5 protein-coding genes are annotated in these 21676 nt (G+C 42.2%); 2 read left to right on the forward strand and 3 right to left on the reverse strand.

Annotated features, from left to right (window positions below; translation table 11 throughout):
• Positions 1-59 precede the first annotated feature (59 nt).
• Positions 60-1916, reverse strand: coding sequence for a T9SS type A sorting domain-containing protein (locus tag ABJF57_RS10010; RefSeq protein WP_462234798.1), 1857 nt, complete (start codon positions 1914-1916; stop codon positions 60-62).
• 428 nt (positions 1917-2344) lie between these two features.
• Here ABJF57_RS10010 and ABJF57_RS10015 point away from each other — a divergent pair, with 428 nt between their 5' ends.
• Entirely contained in the window at positions 2345-4726 is a 2382-nt protein-coding gene (locus ABJF57_RS10015; protein WP_462234800.1) for an ABC transporter permease, read from the forward strand.
• Positions 4727-4777: 51 nt separating this feature from the next.
• Here the strand turns inward: ABJF57_RS10015 and ABJF57_RS10020 are convergent, their stop codons facing one another.
• Positions 4778-6940: a glutamine synthetase III family protein gene (locus ABJF57_RS10020; protein ID WP_462234802.1), complete on the reverse strand. Its 2163-nt coding sequence runs from the start codon at positions 6938-6940 to the stop codon at positions 4778-4780.
• 136 nt (positions 6941-7076) lie between these two features.
• On the opposite strand from ABJF57_RS10020, the gene ABJF57_RS10025 reads away from it, so the two are divergent.
• Positions 7077-7775, forward strand: coding sequence for a 16S rRNA (uracil(1498)-N(3))-methyltransferase (locus ABJF57_RS10025; RefSeq protein WP_462234804.1), 699 nt, complete (start codon positions 7077-7079; stop codon positions 7773-7775).
• A 4-nt stretch (positions 7776-7779) separates the two neighbouring features.
• Here the strand turns inward: ABJF57_RS10025 and ABJF57_RS10030 are convergent, their stop codons facing one another.
• Positions 7780-21648, reverse strand: a complete 13869-nt coding sequence (locus ABJF57_RS10030; RefSeq protein WP_462234806.1) for a DUF2341 domain-containing protein — start codon at positions 21646-21648, stop codon at positions 7780-7782.
• Positions 21649-21676: the final 28 nt, after the last annotated feature.

The following is a 21676-nucleotide window of genomic DNA, read 5'->3' on the forward strand; positions in this document are numbered from 1 at the left end:
GAATAAAAAAGGACAGTCCCGCACCGGACTGCCCAAAAGCTACCTTAGTAGATAGCCGCCTAGTATTTTATGATACGTTGTGTGATTTCTTCCCCTCTCACTGTTTTGATGATGAGTATATAGGTACCATGCTCCCATGTGGATATGTCAAGGGTTTGTTCCGTCAAAATACCGTCGTGATATGTCTTTCCGGACAGGTCACTGATCTTGAGGAAGTGCACTTTTAGAGAAGGATCAAAGTGAAGGTGACTCATCGCCGGGTTAGGGTATACGATTCCTAACTTCTCAGAGGTCGTAGCTGAAAGAGGAGTTGGTAATATCTCGAACGACCTTTGAACAACCTCTGCTGCCAGGTAGTGCTCATTGCCGTCTTGTCTCGCAATGACTTGAACATTTCCTATTTCGGTAAATACTATAGTGTTTCCATTTAATTGGGCGGGACCAATAACCTCGTAAAAAATAGCCAGACCTGATGTAGTCGTCGCTTTAGGGTTTACAAACCCTTCACCAATCCTGGTATCGGGTATCTCAGGGAAAGTAATTTGTTGATCTGCTTTGGTAACTTCAAGAACTCTTACCACTGGATTTGCAGGATTAAATAGTTCGCTACCCGATTGATTCGCTGTTATTTCAGAAGAGCCCATCCCAACAATAACCAACGCTTTCCCATTTGATGTAGCTACTTCTTCATTATCACTTGTAAAAGTGACGTCTAATCCTGATGTTGCTGAGGCGGTCGGAATGTATACTTCACCCAGATCATCGTAATCCCTTTGTTCAATTTTAAAGGTTATTTCCTGCTCCCCTTTTAGGAAATTAAACCCTGTAACATTCCCATTATCAACAGATGCTATTGCATTGAATGTTGCTGTTCCAGTAGCCTCTATATCCTGCAGTGTTACTTGACTGATGCTAATTTCCTGACCATCCTTGATCAGGGTCGCCTGCACTCCCTGGTTATCCGATCGCAAATAGATTGGTGCATCAGGTTTGCCCTCCGCGACCAGGTCTTCAAACTCAACTCCGGCAATTTCATCATCAATAAGTAATTCAACACCCGGTTTTACTTCTAAGACATTGAATATAGGGGGGTAAGCTTCAATGGTGTGATCTTCGGCAATAATATACTTTTCAAAAAAAGAATATTTAGTCTCCGATTTATCGATTTGCGTTGTTCCACCAGGTCTGTCTATTACTAAAGTTGAATTAGTAGAGATTACTTGCCCATCACGAGGATCATAATTCAAAGCTACATCCTGAGCGTATACGGTAGAATTAGTAAAATCAAGTGTTGCATTTAGCGTACGACCTGCCCTAAACACAGAAGTATTTATCGAATAACCATTTGTAACAAAACTTGCATCAGAAACACCATTCGCCTGAATTTCCAAAGTTTCCACACTGAGAGCATCTGCAAGAAAAATTATACCTGAAAATGCTTCGATCTTTAAAAAGGTGTTGGTTAAGGATAACCCATTTGGATTGACTATTATAGTTTCTCTTGATTGATCTGGCCTTATCCAAACCTGATCTACTCTGAATTCCATCTCAGGATTAAGAATAAGCGAACCGGAAATAATAATCGATTCTACATCATCTCTGTAAAACTCCGGTGCATTGGCTTGCGACCAATCCATTCCTGGTGCATATTGAAATCCTTCGAGATCAAATGTCACAATCTGACCTGGCTCGCTAAACGAATTCTCATCAAAGTAGGCATCGTCTTCTCTTCCAGGAACAGACGTATGAAACTCACTTCCTCCTGAGGTCGTCGCCCAGTGGTTTGCAAAGTCGGACCAGTCGCCCGTGCCGCCTACCCAGTAGTAGTCCTGTTGGGCATGCGTCGCAAAAGATAGCATCAGGACGAACATAGCCAGGGTGTGCTTCAATAAATTCGTCGTTGATCGTGTCTTCATTGTATGCATGTTTTTCAAGGCTACAAAAGATCATCAATGGCTTCACAATCGATTATTTTCAAGGTATACAGATGGTATACTATGTGATCTTTAATGTCTGCTCAAATCAGAAAAAACCCCTCTCATCCCCTCAAGGGGATAGTGGTTTGGGTGATGGGATTGACGTGTGGATGAAGGATGGTCAGGATTGCGCCGCATTTTAACATAAAGACACCCCTCTCATCTTATCAAAGGGGTAGTTAGTTTGGAGAATCCCTCAAGTGTCTGAAGGTTACTTCTGGTTTGGCCTTTATTCCTCCAAAACCTTCATCGAAATGATGTTCATTCATACAGTATACCCAATGTTAAATATTCTTAATTGTGATGAGTGGAGCGTATTTAACCTGCACATTTTGTTACTTTTCTTTCGTCAAAAAACTCAAAAACCAATGCTAAAGAACTATTTTCTGGTGGCTATCCGTCACCTCAAGCGTCAGCCGGGCTATGCTTTGCTGAATATTCTAGGACTAACGATCGGTATAGCTTCTGCTTTATTGATTGTGTTATACCTCAATCAGGAGACCAGCTACGATAAGCATCATGCAAATGCCAACCAGATTTATCGCATCTCTGCCGACATTACCGAGCCGGACAATGCTTTCCGCTGGGCCGTCAGTCAAGCCCCACTTGGGAGTACAGTGAATACGGAGTTTCAGGAAGTGCGACAGTTTACCCGCTTCGCGGGTGGGGGAAATTCGCGTTTCAGACATAACGATATCAATTACGAAGCAGAAGATTTGTTCCTCGTTGACTCAACGGTATTTGATGTCTTCTCCTTCACGTTTGTTCAGGGTGATCCAGCGACAGCACTTGATGCTCCCAACAGCATAGTTTTGAACGAATCGCTGGCTAAAAGAATATTTAAAGGTGAAAACCCATTGGACCAAGTGCTTGAAACCGAGCGCTTTTCGTACAAGGTAACGGGAGTTTATAAAGATGTTCCAATCACCTCACACATTCGCCCGGACGCGATGGTTTCATTCAGCACCAATGAACGGTACGCCAACTCGCAAAGCTGGGGTGGATTTGGATTGTATACCTACATCGTGTTGAACGACGGGGTAGATCCTGCCTATGTAGAGCAGCGCCTCAACGAAGAAATCATTGAAAAATACGTAGCTACGGTCTTCGATCAATTTGACATCAAGGTCAAGTATGAAATGATAAACATTCAGGACATTCACCTGTACTCGGACTTTGAAGGGGAGCCTACATCCCTGGGTAACATTGATTACGTGTATATCTTTCTTGTAGTAGCCATTTTCCTTGTGCTGATTGCTTGCATCAATTACATGAATCTAGCAACTGCTCGTTCGATGAGAAGATCTTTAGAGGTCGGCATACGTAAGGTGATGGGAGCCTATCGAGCTACGCTGATTCGTCAGTTCATTGTGGAATCTGTCCTCATAGCATTGGTATCTATGCTTATTAGCATTTTACTTTTGCTGGTAGCTGTACCGGTAATCAATTCTGCCGCCGGCACTTCGCTTTTGATCAATGATTTACTCTCGCCAAAAATTATTTGGACATTGGTCGGAATCTTAATTTTCACTGGACTTGTCAGTGGATCATACCCCGCATTTTACCTGTCAGGTTTTAGTCCTATCAAAGCAATCAAAGGAGGATCTGGAAGTAAGCGTACTGGAAACGTCTGGTTGCGGCGCATATTGGTTGGTCTTCAATTTTCGATATCTATTTTCATGTTGATCGGTACTCTTGTGATCTATCAACAGATGCAATTCGTTAGAAACGCCGATCTGGGTTTTAATAAAGATCGTGTGGTCAATTTCACACTCAACAGAAGTACCAGCGAAAAATGGGAGACTTTCCGAACCGCACTTTTACAAAACCCGAACGTAAGTGATGCGGCTACTGCCACCAACGTCCCAGGCAATGGATTTGGCAAAAATGTGATGCAAGTAGAAACCAACAAGGGAGTCATGGAAGATTACGGGGTGGATTGGTATGGAGCGGACTATGACTATGTAAGTGTGTTGGGAATTGAACTGGTGGAAGGACGTGGTTTTTCCAGAGATTTCCCTAGCGATACGGCCACATCTGTCCTTGTCAATGAATCCATGGTAGAACGGATGGGCTGGGACACGCCCATTGGTATGCGATTTCAGTTTGATCAGGATAGTACGGTATTTCATAAGGTGGTAGGTGTGGTGAAAGACTTTCACCACCGCTCGCTCTACAATCCCATAGAGGCCTTCATGATCTTCCCTAACTTGAACAATCGACAAGCCATGGTGAAGATTGGTGGTGACCTGGAAGCGGGCCTTGCACATCTTGAAGCTTCCTGGACGGAGCTCTTTCCCAATACCCCGCTCGAATACCAATTTCTGGATCAAAACTTCCTGGAAGCTTACGAAAGTGATCAACTGAGAGGTCAATTGTTTCTTGGGTTTGCTTTGATGATGATCATCATCTCAGGGCTTGGACTGTTAGGGCTTGCCTCATTTACTGCGGAGCAGCGCACAAAAGAATTAAGCGTACGCAAGGTGCTAGGTGCCGATGTGAAAGGATTGATCCTGTTACTTGTGAAAGACTTCATCTGGCTGGTGCTCGTTGGCGCACTGCCGGCCTTCATTATAGGATACAAAATCATGAACAACTGGCTCAGCGATTTTGAATATCATACAGAAATCAATGTGATGATTTTCGTTGCTGTTCTCTTAATTGTAGGAGCTTTTGTGATCTTGACCACAGGCTTTCAAGCATATAAAGCAGCAACTGCTAATCCTTCTGAAAACTTAAAATACGAGTAAAAAGAAAAGCCCAGGTTTATGCCTGGGCTTTTCTATAAACTTCAACTATTCTTATCTCAAGAACAATAACTCTCTGTACTTAGGGAGTGGCCAATCTTCGTCATCAACCATGAGTTCCAGTTTGTCTACTGCATATCTCAATGGCTCGAAGTACTTGCCTTTTACACTATCACAGTATTCAAATGCTTTTTCTCGTATGTCATCAATTTGATTGATCCGTCTGCGTTCATCAGTCATTTCGTGGGTCAGCCTTCTCACATTGTTGATGTGGGTAGATACTTCTTCAATGGTCTTTTTGATTTCATTGGCATCCAAGCCAAGGTCCTTGAGACCTTTTGCATTTTCGATTAATTTGGTCTGATATTTAGTTGCCGTAGGGATGATCATGTTACTGGCAATATCTCCCATCATTCTAGATTCAATCTGCACTTTCATCACATAGTTTTCCAAACGAATTTCATGACGTGCCTCTACTTCCACCTTAGTCATGACCTTGTGTTTTTCATAAAGTTTTATGGCTTTATCCGTTACCGAAAAGTCAAGTGCGCGAGGAGTTGTAGGTTCATTGGAAAGCTTACGTTTAGCGGCTTCTTTCACCCACTCATCTGAATACCCGTCGCCTTCGAATCGAACAGCTTTAGACTCTTTGATATAGTCTCTCAACACATCAATGATCGCCAGGCGCTTATCTCTACCTCCGTCCATTAATTTGTTTACTTTCTTGTAAAAATCTGCCAGCTGTTCTGCCATGATTGTGTTCAATACCATCATAGGATCAGAAACGTTGGCATCAGAACCTACTGCGCGGAATTCAAATTTGTTTCCTGTAAATGCAAAAGGAGAAGTTCTGTTTCTATCCGTATTGTCTAAAATGATCGAAGGAATCTGATCGATACCCAACTTCATGTATAAGTTTTCTCCCTTCTCAACTAAGATGTCGCCCGACTTCTCCAGCTTATCAAGCACCTGTGTCAGCGTGGAACCTATGAATACTGAGATGATTGCTGGAGGTGCTTCATTGGCTCCTAATCTGAAATCATTTCCGGCAGATGCAATGCAGGATCTTAACTGATCCGCATACTCATGAACTGCTTTTATGGTAGTCACGAAGAATGTTAAAAACTGCAGGTTTTCTTTCGGACTGCTGCTTGGCTGATACAAGTTCACACCTGTGTCCGTAACCAGCGACCAATTGTTGTGTTTCCCACTTCCATTCAATTCAGCAAATGGTTTTTCATGGAACAGTACCCTTAGGTCGTGCTTGTTGGCTACTTTTTCCATTACATCCTTTAAAAGCTGATTATGATCTGTTGCCTCATTTACAGCACCATACATCGGAGCAGCTTCATATTGCGCAGGAGCAACCTCATTGTGTCTGGTCATTAAAGGGATACCCAGTCTATGAGATTCGATTTCATATTCTTTCATGAAATCATAAATTCTCGTTGGTATGGTTCCAAAATAATGATCGTCCAACTGCTGCCCCCTTGCCGGGTTGTGCCCAAAAAGTGTTCTTCCGCCCATGACTAAATCCGGGCGTGCGTTGTAAAGGGCTTTGTCAACCACAAAGTATTCCTGCTCCCAACCAAGCGAAGCATTCACTTTGGTTACATTTCTATCAAACAGACGACAGACTTTAACAGCTGCCTTATCCACAGCTTCCAGTGCTTTGAGCAAAGGAGCTTTGTGATCAAGTGCTTCTCCAGTATACGCTACGAAAATGGTAGGAATACAAAGTGTTTTTCCGTAAATGAAAATAGGTGAGGAAGGATCCCAAGCGGTGTATCCACGTGCTTCGAAGGTGCTTCGAATACCTCCATTCGGAAATGAAGATGCATCTGGTTCTTGCTGAACCAACGCCTCCGCTTTGAAGTTTTCTATCCCTTTGCTCGGATCAAAAAACGAATCGTGTTTTTCAGCTGTGGCGCCCGTAAGTGGCTGAAACCAGTGAGTATAATGGGTAACACCTCGATCCATTGCCCAATTTTTCACAGCAGCAGCTACCGCATCGGCTGTTTCTATGTCAATTTTCTTTCGATTTTTGATGCAATCAGTCACTCTTCTAAATACATCTGGTGAAAGAGCAGTCTGCATTTGAGCCTTCGTGAAGGCCATTTCTCCGAAATAATCAGAGATGCGTTTCGAAGGAGCTTTTACATCTACCTTCTTTCTTTTTTGCACTAAATTGAGCGCTTGGTGTCTAAGTTGTGCCATGGTTTATAGTTTTCAACAAATTCGATACCCAAAAGTACTGATATTTTGCAATTCAATATCAATACGGATTGATTTTTAACCTAAAATTAATATTTGTACGTAAAAAATTGTTTTTCAAGTATAAAATTTAGCCTATATGACCATTTTTTATCAAAAATCCGTTCTAACGGGTGAAAAGATGCTTTCGGAAGAGGAGTCAAAGCATTGCGCTCAGGTACTTCGCCATCAAAAAGGGGATGAAATACTTATTTTTGACGGGAATGGAGGGAAACATAGGGCTGTTTTAACCCAGGTTTCTAAAAAATCATGTGTATTTGATCTAATCGAGTCTAAATATGCGCCTAAAAAGAAATTCTTCATCCATTTAGCTATTGCTCCTACTAAAAATGTGGATCGCATGGAATGGTTAATTGAGAAACTGAGTGAGATTGGTGTCGACAAAGTGACCTTCCTTCAGACTCAACACAGTGAACGCAAAAAACTACGGCTGGAAAGGCTGGAGAAAAAAGCCATCAGTGCCATGAAGCAATCAGGCAATCCTTTCCTATTGCAAATCAATGAGCTCACACCAATTGACCAATTTATATCAGACACGAGCACCGACATTAAGCTCATTGCTCACGTGGATGATTCCTACGAACACATTACAAGTAAGCTCCAAGCTAATTCGTCCACAACACTGCTGATTGGTCCTGAAGGAGATTTCAGCATGGAAGAAGTACAAAAAGCAAAGAATGCTGATTTTCAAACTGTTTCGCTTGGCGAAAACACCTTACGAACAGAAACAGCAGGCTTTGTAGCCTGCTGCATTGTTAATTCTATCAATAGGTATTAATTGTCTATTTCTTAATGACAACTTTACTTTTTTGTACCTGATCCCCTTGCGTCACTATCATGAAGTAAATGCCTTCAACCATGCTCTGCTCTGGCAAAATCTTATTGTCAAAATTGGATCCATCCTCAATCGTTTTACTATAGTAAACATTACCTCTCAAATCGACAATCTTAATGCTTACTGGCGTGTGTCGATCTACAGATATTATTCTCACATTGAAGTTTTCTTCTCGTGCAGGATTTGGATAGACATAAGCCGACATGGTTGTACCGTCATTGTTATCAACTAAGATCGTCTCATACATATATTCGGTGTTATCAAAGTCTACTTGTTTCAGTTTATAATAATTCAGCCCCAAGGCAGCCTTGGTATCCATCATTGAATACTCGATGGCAGTTGACGAATTTCCATTGCCGTTAATAATTCCCACAGTCCTGAATGTTTCCCCATCTAACGACCGCAGTACTTCGAAATGACTGTTGTTGATCTCACTTGCAGTTTCCCATTTCAGTAGTACTCCTGAATCGGTCACTTCCCCTATGAAATACAGAAGTGTAACTGGAAGTGGCACTGGTTCAGATTCAGCTGTGAAGTCAGAAAACGAATCATAACCAACATTTGATATGGTATTTAATGCGACATCTACGGTTCCGCCAATATCATCTCCTGCTCCAGAAAACTTGCGTGCCATCAGAGATCCTTCGACTCCCACTACATCTACGTTTTCATAGATATAGGATACGTCATAGTCCAGAGAACCTGTGATATTTTCATTGTCCAGTGTCCAATACCTTGTGATGAAGTTATCTTCCGTAATGTTTGTGTGCTTGGCATCTCTCATGTTGATGGTAACGCTCGAGCTGCTCAGCGTGCCTGAGTTTAGGGTAAAGGTAAATGGCGCATATTCATCGCTATCACCAATAGGAAACTCATAAGCTGTGCTTAAAGCTGTGATTGCATGCCTCAACACACCAACACCATCCACGATAAAGTACGCATCTGCGTCACCTCCAACGATGGATGATCCATTGTTGATCGTCACATCAAAGGCATTTAAATCAACAAAGCCTCTAGTCATTGTCAGTATGCCATTTGTAGCTATACCAGACCCTAGACTTACAGTACTATCTGCCATATTAACTGCACCCAACTTATTAATTGTCAGGTTATTGAATGTTTCACCACCTGATGTGTTGATTGTCTGTTGAGCTGTACCATCAAATGTCACAGATCCAGTTCGCGCAAGGAAGGTAATTTCACTTATCCAATCCCCTTCTATTTCGATATCATAGTCATTCGCAGTTCCTGATTCTCTGGTGTCAAAGACTGCTCCTGCACCACCACTGCTTTGCAAGTTCATATCTCCCTGAACAGTGATATTCCCAGTGAGGTACTTGGTAGATCCAGAAGGCCCGTCGGTATACAGGTTGTTATAAATCATGCCCGTAACACATTGCTCTGTCACGTTAGGATTCACATACCCAATGGTAGAGCCAGGTGTACTAACATCCACAGAACCTGATCCATTGAGCACAATGCAATCGCCAGAGAAATCCAGTGTAAAACCAGCTAAATTAAGAGCTCCCGTTCCTTCGAGCGTCAATGATCCTACAACTGCATCGGCAGATAAGAATAAACTATGACCATCCACAATTCTGGCGTTTGTACCCGCAGTTGGAACGACGCCTGTCGTCCATGCTAAAGGATCACTAAAGTTTGAACTGACTCCAGTAGACTGATATTCTATTAAAGCCAAAGAGAAATAGTCACCATCTGCGAAACTTAATCCATCGACTCCAACAATATCTCCTGAGACAGAAGTTAGCGGATATGTGCTATCAATATCAGTGAAATCACCATCTGATGTCACAATGAGTGCCCATGTAAATCCATCAGAAGGAGGGGCTGGTAAAGCCGTCGTGTCCACTTGGAATGTAATGGTACCCACATCTCCTGTATTATCTACTCTCCACTCTCGAGCTACTTTTCTAGTGCTTCCGTTGGCAGGAGCTCCTGTAAAAGTCCAGCTCGACATATCTGCACCATCATTCGCAATCATCATGTATTCTGAATCTCCCAGATTATTCGGATTGGAAATCGTTAAGAAATCTTGAGTGGTAGCCGATACATGAATATTATTTGCATCCGTTCGTCCTATTCCTATAAGGTTGTAGAAATAATCATTCGTCGCAGTTCCATCATCAAACGCGAAATTATCATTTGGAATGGTGATATTATATCGTGTAGACAAGTAGTTATTTACTATGATGTTTTGAGCGTCATTGAGTGGACTATTATAAACCAACACCTCGCCCATTTCACCGTCGAATCCTGAACCACCTCCTGTCAGTGATCCTAAAGTACTCGCACCACCAATGGAAGTAGCTGTATAGTCAAATGGAACGGTAGGTGTATCTTCTGTTCCATTTAAGGAAATGGCAGCAAGACCTGATCCACTTTCAAGATTGTACTGAATAATGGAAGGTGAGCCGGTTCCAGTGGCTATTTCATCTCCTTTCCATGTAGCATCCGAATCCTGAAATCCTCCATTGGAATTTTCAACTCCAAAGAAAATTCCATCAGCATCATCAAAAAGAATTTGATCTGTAGCTACATCAGCGTCAGTTACGAAGAACACATCATAATCACTGGCTGTGCTACTGATAGCCGTTGCTAATGTCAAGGATTGTGCTCCATTGAACTCTACAGTACTTTGGCTATTGATACCTGTACCACCCGCAGCTGGGCCAGCCCCTGTGAAATTATTGGAGTTTCCAGAAACATCTGTCCATGTACCCGGAGTAAAATTATCTCCCACCAACCAGAGCAAGTTAGATGATGCATCACCGACTCCTCCAGGACCTGTGCTACCCGCTTGATCATTGTCAAGAATCGTGAGTACGTGAACAGTGGTACCTCCAACCGTAGCATTGGTGCCAGTGGTAAGTGTTACGGTAACGTTCTCTGCAGCTTCTGTTACAAGATCGTCTACAATGACCGCTTGAATATCTTCACTCATCGAACCTGCTAAAATTAATACTGACCCATTGCTAAGCGTATAATCTGCACCTGACGTAGCGGTGGAAGTTACTGTATAGTTGATGGTCACATCGTTCACTGAAACTGCGTCAAGCGACACCTCCATTGCAGCAATGCCCGCGGATTCATTGATGAAAGATGAAGCTTGTGTAAACCCTGCAACCGGTTGTGCATCGTCATCGGTGATGTTCAATGTATACTCTGTCACAGTTCCCAGGTCAGCATTTACAGGGTTGGTGAGCTGAATAGTAATCACTTCAGTTCCTTCAAAAATTGCATCATCAACTACTGTAATATCAAATGACTGGGCAACGGTTGTATTATCCGCCGGGAATGTAACCGTAGATGTGCTTAGCACAAAGTCATCTGTTTCGTCAGCTGCATTCGCTCCGCTACTTATTACCTGTAGGTCAACAGTAGTGGCTACATCATCGTCCGGTGTATTTAGATTTACGAATACAGAGGTTACGCTAGGAGTAGCTTCATCTCCTGCACCAGGACCAGCGGTTGCAAAGTCTATGGTTCTACCCTCCGGGTTGTCATCATCATGAATTGTGTAAGTAAATACCGTATTGCTGCCCAAGGCAACGTTATCAGACGGTGTTGTCAATGTAATTTCAATTGTCTCATCACTTTCCACATCTGTGTCGTCGATTACACCCAGACTTATATTAGCAGCAGATTGACCTGCGGTAATGGTAAGTGTCCCACTCGCCAGCAAATAATCAACATTTCCGCCGGTGGCGCTCCCACCTGTAGCAGCGTAGTTGACGGTTGCATCTTCTCCCAATGTAAAGTTCAATCCAACCTCAATGGAAGGGTTAGTTACATTTTCATCACCGTCATTTTCTGTGAGTGAAAACTGAATCACGGGTTGTCCTACTCCAATCGTAATGAACGTGCCATCAGAAACCACTACTTCATCAGTAACGTGGAATCCAAAGACTGCCGAATAGTCTACCTGATAGGTGGTTGCTCCAGATCTAAAATCTCCGTCTTCATCCGTATACACAACGTATTGATCATAACCACTTGGTGGTGTTGGCAATTGAGTGGTATCGATTTTTATAATGATAGTGCCTGGTGCACCAGTCAAATCTACCCTCCACTCTCTGGCCAATCTTCTGACATTTGATCCTCCACCAGGAGCCTCGGAAGTGGTCCAAGTAAGGTCATCGCCACCATCATGTCCTGCAAATACGAATTCATCATTCTGCAAATCGCTTGCACCACTAATCATCATCAAGCTGTCTGACATAGACTGCAAATGCTGCTCATTATTTGTTTGTCCAATACCGACAATGTCATTACCATATGTACCTTCAAAACTGTAGTAATCATTTGGAATGGTGAGATCATATTTATTGGCGAGGTAGTTTTCAATGATTACTCTTTGGGCATCATTAATAACATTTCGGTACATAATGAACTCAGAAATATTCCCTGCAAAATCACTAGTTGCTTGTGCCTGATCAGCATTCCTACTACCTAAAGCAAAATTGTTGTCAATAGCCATGACTTGGTAATTATTATCCGACAGCAAAGCCGCACCATTTCTAAATACCTCCGCACTTGTCCCACTCTCACTATTGAACCTCCAGGTAGTTATGTCTGTATTGGTACTTTGACTTGGCAAGTAGTCTGTGTCATTGATGGAGTATAGTCCATTGGCTCCCTGACTTAACCTAAATTCTGACCGTGCAGCAGTATTGGTTTCCACCAAATAGTTTCCACTTGACTGTGACATCACAGAAATGAACGAATAATTGGATAGCGCATTACTAAAGCCACTTGGTGCTTGAAATCCTTGATTTGTAGAAGATATGATTACCGTATTCTTCAAATTCAAAGCATCTTCGTCAAAGGTAGGTGCGCTTCCTATTGCTATAAAATCAAATCCATTCCCTGATCGATCCACCCACGTGGTAACGTTGCTACCATCCGATAGATTAGCTACGCCTTTGCCATTCACTGCAGTAGCATCTAACCATACCATGTTGCTTTCCGCATCGCCTACTCCTCCTGGACCGTAATAGCCAAACTCAGCATCATTGTCTGAAATAGTCACCGTATGCGTATCCTCACTTCCTAAAGTAGCACCAACTTCGCCGCTCAACGTGATGGTAAATGTCTCAGCACTTTCTTCAATACCATCATCTGTAAGTGCCACATTGATACTTCCTAGCTGACTACCTGCTGGGATGGTCAGTGTGCTATTTGCCAGCGCAAAATCAACTCCTGATCCCGTTGCTGTTACTTCTCCGACCGTATAGTCCACAAGAACGTCCTGACCAGATGTACCAGAGAGTTCCACAATTACCTCAGCTATACTTCCACCCTCATCAATGGAAGTAGTGGCATCCTGAAATTCAACAGTAACCAGGCCATCATTATCTGTAATTGAATAGGTGTGCATCGTATTGGTTCCCAAGTTGGCGTTGATTGGGCTGCTCAGGCTTACGACGATTGTCTCTGTGGCTTCACTTAACACGTCATCCAGAATCGTAAAATCTATTGTTCCTGAAGTTTGTGTAGCTGCTATTGTTAAGGTGTCGGCAGTGAACACGTAATCCGGAGATGGAGATGCTTCAGCAGTACCGTCGGTAATTGAATAGTAGACTTTGGTGTCATTCGTAGCATCGACCAAGTTCAAATCTACTTGTAGCGAAATACTGGTTACACTTTCTGCACCAGATGAACTTGCTGCATTGAATTGAACATTTCTTCCATTATCATCATCATTGATGGTATAAGTGAATACCGAATCTGATAATGTTACTCCTGCTGGTGGATTACTCAGCGTAATCTCAATTGTTTCATCACTTTCAATATCTGAATCATTGATGATTCCTAGTGGAAGGCTGACACTTGTTTGTCCAGCGATGAATGTAACCTGTCCGGTTGTTGCCAGTGAGTAGTCATCATTGCTTCCTGTAGCTGTGCCATCTGTGATTTCATAATCCAATGTGATGTTGCTACTGCTTTCAAGGCTCAATAAGATGGTAGCATTTGCAGCAACTGTCTCTGAACCAGAAAGTGTGATTGGGTCAAATGATATATTTCTTGTTGCAATGCCAAACGTAACATAGTCTCCCGATGCAATCGATAGGTTACTGGCCTTGTACTGGCCATCTACCAGCACTGTATTAATGACTGTTGCACCAGAAGTGAAATCTCCATCTGTATCTTGTATAATGATGTAGTCTTCATCTCCATTTGGTAAAGCAGGGAGTAAATCGCTGCTAATCGCAATGCTGATGGTACCTGGTGCTCCTGTGTTATCAAACCGCCATTCCCTGGCAGTTCTTTGAATACCAGCAGCAGGAATCTCAGCTGTGGTCCATGAAGAAACATCACCATTGTCATGACCAAACAATACGTATTCACCGTCATCAAGATCATCGGCATTGCTAATTGTTACAATTCCTGCCCTTGCAGCAACATGCTGATTGTTGGCATCTACCTGACCTATCCCTGCAACTTCAACACCATGTGATACTTCGAAATTGTAAAAGTCATTTGTAATGGTCAGATTGTATTTAGCAGCCAGGTAGTTATTGATAATGTTGCTTTGGGCAACATTCACATCTCTACTGAACATGATTACTTCTGCAATGTCTCCCTGGAAATTATCCGCTGCTCCATTTTTTCCTAAATAAAAATTGTATGCGGTATGGCCCGTAAACGAAGGATTTGCATCATCTCTATTGACAAGCACTCCATTGTTTCGGTAAACTAAGAACGTATCTGAAGAAACAATGTGTGTGAAAATACTGTGGCTTCCTGCCCACCCTGTCTGATAGGTTGTGCTGAAATTATCACCATCCAAATCAAATTCAACATTACCTGAACCATTGGGTATAGACGCACTAACACTGTTTGCATCCACCGCTCCATTTTCACTATTATCTGTAGCATATGCGTAAGAATCCTGAATCAAATTATCCGTTTCTGCTACTATGAAGAAGGACATTTCATTGCCCGGAAAGCTTGCTGCAGATAATGTGCCTTGTGAGACCAGTGCATCACTCACATTGTTAAAACTAATTTCTTTATGTCCATTTACTGCTGCATCGACTACATCAGGAGCTGTTCCCACAGGCACCATGTCATAATCGATACTTACGTTCTGAATGAGGTTATTCCAACTGGTGACACTTCCACCTGAGAAGTTTACAGAATCGGCTATCAACCATAACTTAAGTAAGTTCTCACCTAGTGCATTTTCCACATCTCCAACACCGCCCGGGCCTTCAAATCCGAGATCATCATTGTCGGCTATGGTAAGTGTATGCACATCAAAATCGGTTTCCAACGTACCATTTATAGGGTTTGAAATTGTCAATTCGACTGTTTCCGGTGATTCAATGATTGCGTCATCAATGGGTTGAAAGCTGATGGTAGTTGTAAGACTGCCTGCTGGAACAGTGGCTGTACCACCTAAAGCAATGTAATCTGTACCGGCTATCGCATCACCGGCTGTGACAGCATAGTCAACGCTTACATCATTTCCTGATTCAATTCCTAATTTGAGTGTAATAGCTACAACACTTGTGCCTTCATTAGCTACCGAAAGAGTATCTACAAACCCAATTTCAGGACCATTATCGTCATCAGTTATGGTATATGTTTGTTCGCTTACAGTTCCAAGTTTTGTATTTGAAGAAGGTGTATTTATGTTGAGAACTGCTGTCTCGTCTTGTTCATCGGTCAAATCATTTACCACGTTGAAAGTAAATGACCCTAGCTGTTCTCCAGCAGGGATTGTAACAGTGGCAGGCGTTAGCATAAAATCCTCAGAAATTATTGCCGTGCCAGATGCAGCATCACCAAAATCAACTGTAGTGGCTTGAGCGTCATCGACTGGATCTACTCTTACAGAAACGGTAACTTCATTTATATCTTCTGCTAGGGTCAATTCATCATTTGCATTTTGTGTTGGATTGATGGTAACAAAAGTGCCCGGATTACTTTGATTTTCATATTCAGTTGCTATCCACTCTGGTGAAAGCACTTCATTTAAAACCCTCACTTCGTCAATTGTTCCAATGATAGCCCGGGCAATCGCTGCTCCGCTGGATCTTGATCCAATGGTAAACGCTACATTAGGGCTAAGCGTCCCAGTCAGAGTTGCATTTTGCGAACCCATTGCATTTGCCCCATTTCTGTAGGCTATTCCACTTGTTCCATTATAGGTAACAACGACATATGTCCATGTATCATCATTGATTGCTCCTCCTGCAGAACCTCTAATGTAATTTTTAGCCCCCGAATCATCTCCTTGCCATCCGATTAAATAATTGGAACTAGAGATATACAGATCATATCCCTGCCCATTGCTATTATCATCAACTAAACCCGCTATTGTTTTTGCTGCATCAGTTCCTTTATACCATGCGGATATTGTGTAACTATCAGAGACTCCAAATGAAAGATTACTCACATCCGTTACCTTGACACTACTAATACCATCAAAGGAAGCACCACGACCTATTATGCCATCCGCATCATCAGCACCCTGATCAACACCATTACTTCCATTTGCCGTACCATCATCGTAATTATCTTCTCCCATATGCCATACCCCTTGATATGATGACTTCCAGGTATCTGAAGATGATTGATCGAATGTTATTCCAGAATTGCCATAGAACATTGTCAAATCCACATCCGTAGCAGCCGCTAATGCTGGTATTCTAATCCATATGACAGCCTCTCCAGTAGAAGCATCATAGTACTCAAGCTGGTGGTCCAACCACGCACCATTTAGTGAATCATAGAACGCAATATCATAGCCATTGTCATTTTCAACGAAACCGGCATTCCCTGTTGTTCTTAAATCATTATCTGTAAAAGAGATCATTACAGGAAAATCTGCATGTGCCCCTGTAACTTGAGATCCATTAATTGTTACTTGTTTGAAGTATTTGAAGTGATCAAAATTGATGGATCTGACAATGTCATCATCATTGATTGTATAGGTGAACACTGCATTAGATCCTAACACTGTTCCTGAAGGTGCCGCCCCTAAAGTGACAATAATTGTTTCATCACTTTCCTCAACAGCCTCATTCAAAATTCCTAAATCTATTATTTCTACGGTATTCCCAGCACTGATCGTGAAAGACCCGCTTGCAGCTAACGTATAATCTGCGCCATTTGTCGCAGAACCAGTTATGGTATAAGGAATTGAAACATCTGTCCCTGAAGCTAATGAAAGGCTTAGTGAAATCGTGTTATTCGTATTTTCAAAATCTTGAATAGCATTTCCAACAAACTCAATTGTCCGTCTATGAGTACCAATGGTAAAATAAGTTCCCTGACTAACGGACACATTATTCGCTATAAATTCTCCATCAACTAAAGTCATTGAATATACTGTAGCTCCAGAACTAAAAACTCCGTCCGCATCTGTTAGCAAAACGTATTCAGTATAGTCTGTTGGCAAAGTAGGCAACTGATCACTATCAATTGCGATTGTGATGGTTCCCGGGGATCCTGTAACATCAACTCTGAATTCCCTCTCCACTCGTTGAATGTTACTCAAGTCTGAAGGTACATCTGTCGTTGTCCATGCTGACACATCCAAGTTGTCATGTCCCACCATCACATACTCAACATCATCCAAATCACTCGCGTTCGAGATGGTCAAAAGGCTACTCTGAGCAGCATTGTGAAAATTGGTTGCATCTTCCTGTCCAATCCCCACTAATTCAAAACTATGGGTGGTTTTGAATGCATAGTAATCATTTTGATCTAGTGTTAGGTTATATTTCGCAGCCAGGTAATTCTCCATAATGATTACTTGTGCACTGTTCAGCGGGCTCGTAAACATGATATATTCCAGAATATCTCCTTGAAAATTAGAACTTTGTGTCTGCCCTAAATTGAAGTAATAATCTGAATGATTTTGGAAAATATCCGTTCCTGCATCAAAATCCTGCTGTGTCGCATTTCCTCTTACGGTCTTCCCATCACTACTGCTTGCGGTGTATGAGAAAATAGTATACTCTCCAACCCAATCTGTGTCATATGTGAATTGTGACCTCCCGTCTGTCCCACAACAGTTTCCAATATCGTAATATACGGTTCCGTTCCATGGCATATGCGCGGAAAACCTGTTAGTGGCTAGTCCTCCTCCCAGAGAGGTAGAAGTACCATATGTATTTGATTGTTGCGTCAAATTATCATGTCTGGTAACAATAAATGTGGAAGCCTCATTGTATGGAAAATAGGCAGTACTCAACCTGCTACTCGTCGAAAGCACATCGTTTACATTGGCAAAACTTATTTCTGCATGGCCATTTCTTGCATTGGAAACTAATGTTGGTGCCGTTAGCGGTGGAGTCAAATCCAACTCGGAAATACCCACTTCATTTTCCCAGGAAACTATATCAGAACCAGAGACGTTGGCCGAATCTGCAATCATCCACATCACCAATGTACCACTGCCGTCAGCATCCCCAATTCCTCCTGGTCCATCGATACCAAAATTGTCGTTATCATTTATGACAACTGTTATTGAATCATACGCTAGATCCAATATGCCGTTGATTGGGTTTGATAGCTTAATGGCAAATGTTTCTCCTGACTCAATCGTTTCATCATCAATGATGTTGAAATTAACATCAACAGAAATACTATCTGAAGGTATGGTAAGTGTTCCACTACTGAGTATATAGTCTAATCCTGAAGTTGCCGAAATTGCAGTAACGGCATAATCAACCATAATGGGTTGTCCCGAAGAGGTGTTTAAATCAACCGACCATGAATTGATCGTGGATCCCTCATTTACATACAACAAGGTATCTGATGCAGTTATGGTTGGACCACTATCATCGTCAAGCAATGTGATCTCTATTTCATTGTTAGCCCCCAAGCTAACATTTGATATTGAGGATGGATTCGAGAGCGACACAGTGAAATTTTCATCGGCCTCATCCAATGCATCATCTGTCAAGTCCACGGCAACAACAGTGCTTAAATTTCCCGAAGTTATGGTAGCTGTTCCTGAAGCCAATGTATAATCAGCCCCGTTAGTAGCGGATCCTGAAGTCACGGCATAATCTACGCTAACATCATTCGTTAAATCTACGCTTGTCAAGGCAATCGTTAGATTGATTTGATCAGTAGACTCCGCTATGTTGAAGCCAGTGGTGGCTACTGATGCCACAGTTGTTATCAGAACACCTGCATCAGTCATGTTATTATATTCTGTTTTAATCCAATCTGATGTAAGCGTTGAACGAGCTATTCTAGCCTCATCAACCAACCCACTTAGGAATTGAGTCTTGCCGGCTCCATTTGTTCTGCTTCCAATACTGAAATCGGTTCCAGGATCAGTATCTGATCCACTCAGAAGCGTATTATCCACAATTGAACCAAAGGCAGTGGCGTCTCCATCTTTGTAAATGGTAATTCCTCCCGCATCAACTGATCCATCATACGTAACAACGATGTAGTGCCATGCATCATCGTTCACATTTTCAGTTGCATTAGCTCTGAGACCAACACGTGAAGCTGACAAATAATCTTCTCCCAATAAGTATGAGAGATCTCCTCCAAAGTATCTTATGGAATACCCTTGAGCACCATCCGCTTGATTCATCATCGACATAAAGTCCCCTGCTGTATCAGTTCCTCTATACCACAATGACATTGTCATATTATCTGTAGGAGCAAATACTAGACTTGATATGTTTGAAACACTTAAATCATCATTAGATCCATCTAAAGAAAGAGCGTCACCGATAAATCCAGCTGCGTGTGTTGCCCCACCATTTACCGTTCCGCTATGATTATTTGATGAACCATCAGTTGCATCTCCCAAATGCCAAACTCCTTCATAAGACGGGCCGCTAAAAACAGTTGATACTGAGGGATCGGTAGTAGCCAGAGCATTGCCATAATAGATATCGATCTCTGTATCTGATGAGGCGGAAAGTGCTGGAATTTTCACCCATGCTATATATTCATTGCCAGCGTCATAAACTTCAATTTGGTGTTCTAACCATTCTACTGAGTTTGCATAGGTGAAACGTATATCAAAAGCATCTCCACGTATTCCATCTCCTTCTATTTCCGTAAGATCAGCTCCATCAATTCTGACCATCAAAGGAAAATCTGTAAGATCACTTGATCCTGAAATCATGTCCTTATCAATCGTTAATCGCTTAACAAATCCATAGCTAAAAGGTGCATCATACTGAATGGTATTTGTAGCACTTGCTCCATCGTCATTCACGGTGTAGGTGCTCACGGCGGAGCTTCCTAATACTCCTGCCGATTGTGATCCTCCAGTTAATGTCAATATAATGGTCTCGTCTGCCTCAAAACCGTCACCTGAAGTGATTGCTTGTACCAGTGTGGTAGTGGTATTTCCAGTAGAAATAGTAAAAGTCCCAGCAGCAGGTAGATCTTCAGTGCATGTTCCTAACACCGTATAATCAACCGTAATGTTAGCATCTACAGCATAATCAACATTGACTTCAAAAGTTGCGGGTGTAGTTGTTTCTAATCCTCCAAAACTGGTTTGGGTAAAGTTAATTTCAGGTCTGTAAGCAGCAATGGTCACATACATACCGTCTGTAACCGTAATTCCAGAAGCTTCGAATTCTGCTCCATTTTGAGTCAATGGATATTGTACTGCTCCACTAGTAAAGTCACCATCATCGTCAATCCAAAGTGTATAAAAATCAAAATCAGTATTGAAAGCAGGAAGGTCAGTTGGATCGATGCTTATTGTGATTGTACCAGGGTCACCACTTGCGTCAAACCTCCATTCTCTAGCAATTCTTTCCAGATTTGTATCTCCATTAATCTGTTCGCTAGTTGTCCATGCAGCTGCATCTCCATTGTCATGTCCTGCAAAAACAAAGTCTCCATCTGTATCGATTGATGAAGCATCTTTTATCGTAATGATGTTTGCCGACTTGGCTTCCAATTTAGTATCTGTACCATCCTGTCCTATCCCAATGACATCTACACCATGTGACGTCTGAAAAAGATAGAAATCATCCGTAATATTCAAGTTATACTTCGCTGCGATGTAGTTATTGACGATGGTTCGTTCAGCATCGTTAATTGCATCTTTAAATACAAGAATCTCTGCTATGTCTCCTTGAAAGTTATCACTGGACGAGTGACCAATGTAAAATCTCTGGCTTCCATGAGAGGTATAACTAGACGCCGGAGTACCTGATGGGCCTGCTACCGAAGCATTATCTCGCCAGACTTCCATTCCATCCACAAGATCTCTCTGATATGTAAAAACCCCATAATTTCCTACCCAGCCAGCGTCGTAGGTTATTTGTATACGAGAATCTCCTGTTCCACAGCAATTTCCTAGATCATAGTATGCAATGTTATTCCAGGGTAAATGAGAAGTGAAACGATTGGTTCCTATACCCCCATTTGCTGCTGTTCCTGTCGTGTATACTGAGGACTGTTGAGATGCATTATCATGTCTGGTCACCACGAATGTAGTGGCTTCATTTGTAGGAAAAGTTGCTGAATTTAAGTTAGCCGCGGAAGAGATCAAAGCATCAATTTGATCACCGAAACTGATTTCAGCATGACCGTTGATAGCAGATGATACCCAAATTGGCCTTACACCTGTGCCAAGTTCAACTAATCCATTGCCTGCTATCGATACTTCGTTTTGCCAGGCTGTCACTTCGCTAGATCCGTTGACTGTAGCAGAATCAGCAATGAACCACATGACTAGTTCCCCAGTGCCGTCTCTAGTGTCTACCCCCCCAGGTCCGGTTTGCGCAGAAAGTGATGATAAAATTCCAGTAAATGCCAATAGCAATAAAAAGCGGATAATTCTCATGTGTGGTATATAAGGTCTTGAACCTGAA

Origin of the sequence: Ekhidna sp. (assembly GCF_039940915.1) — a bacterium.
Classification (GTDB): domain Bacteria; phylum Bacteroidota; class Bacteroidia; order Cytophagales; family Cyclobacteriaceae; genus Ekhidna.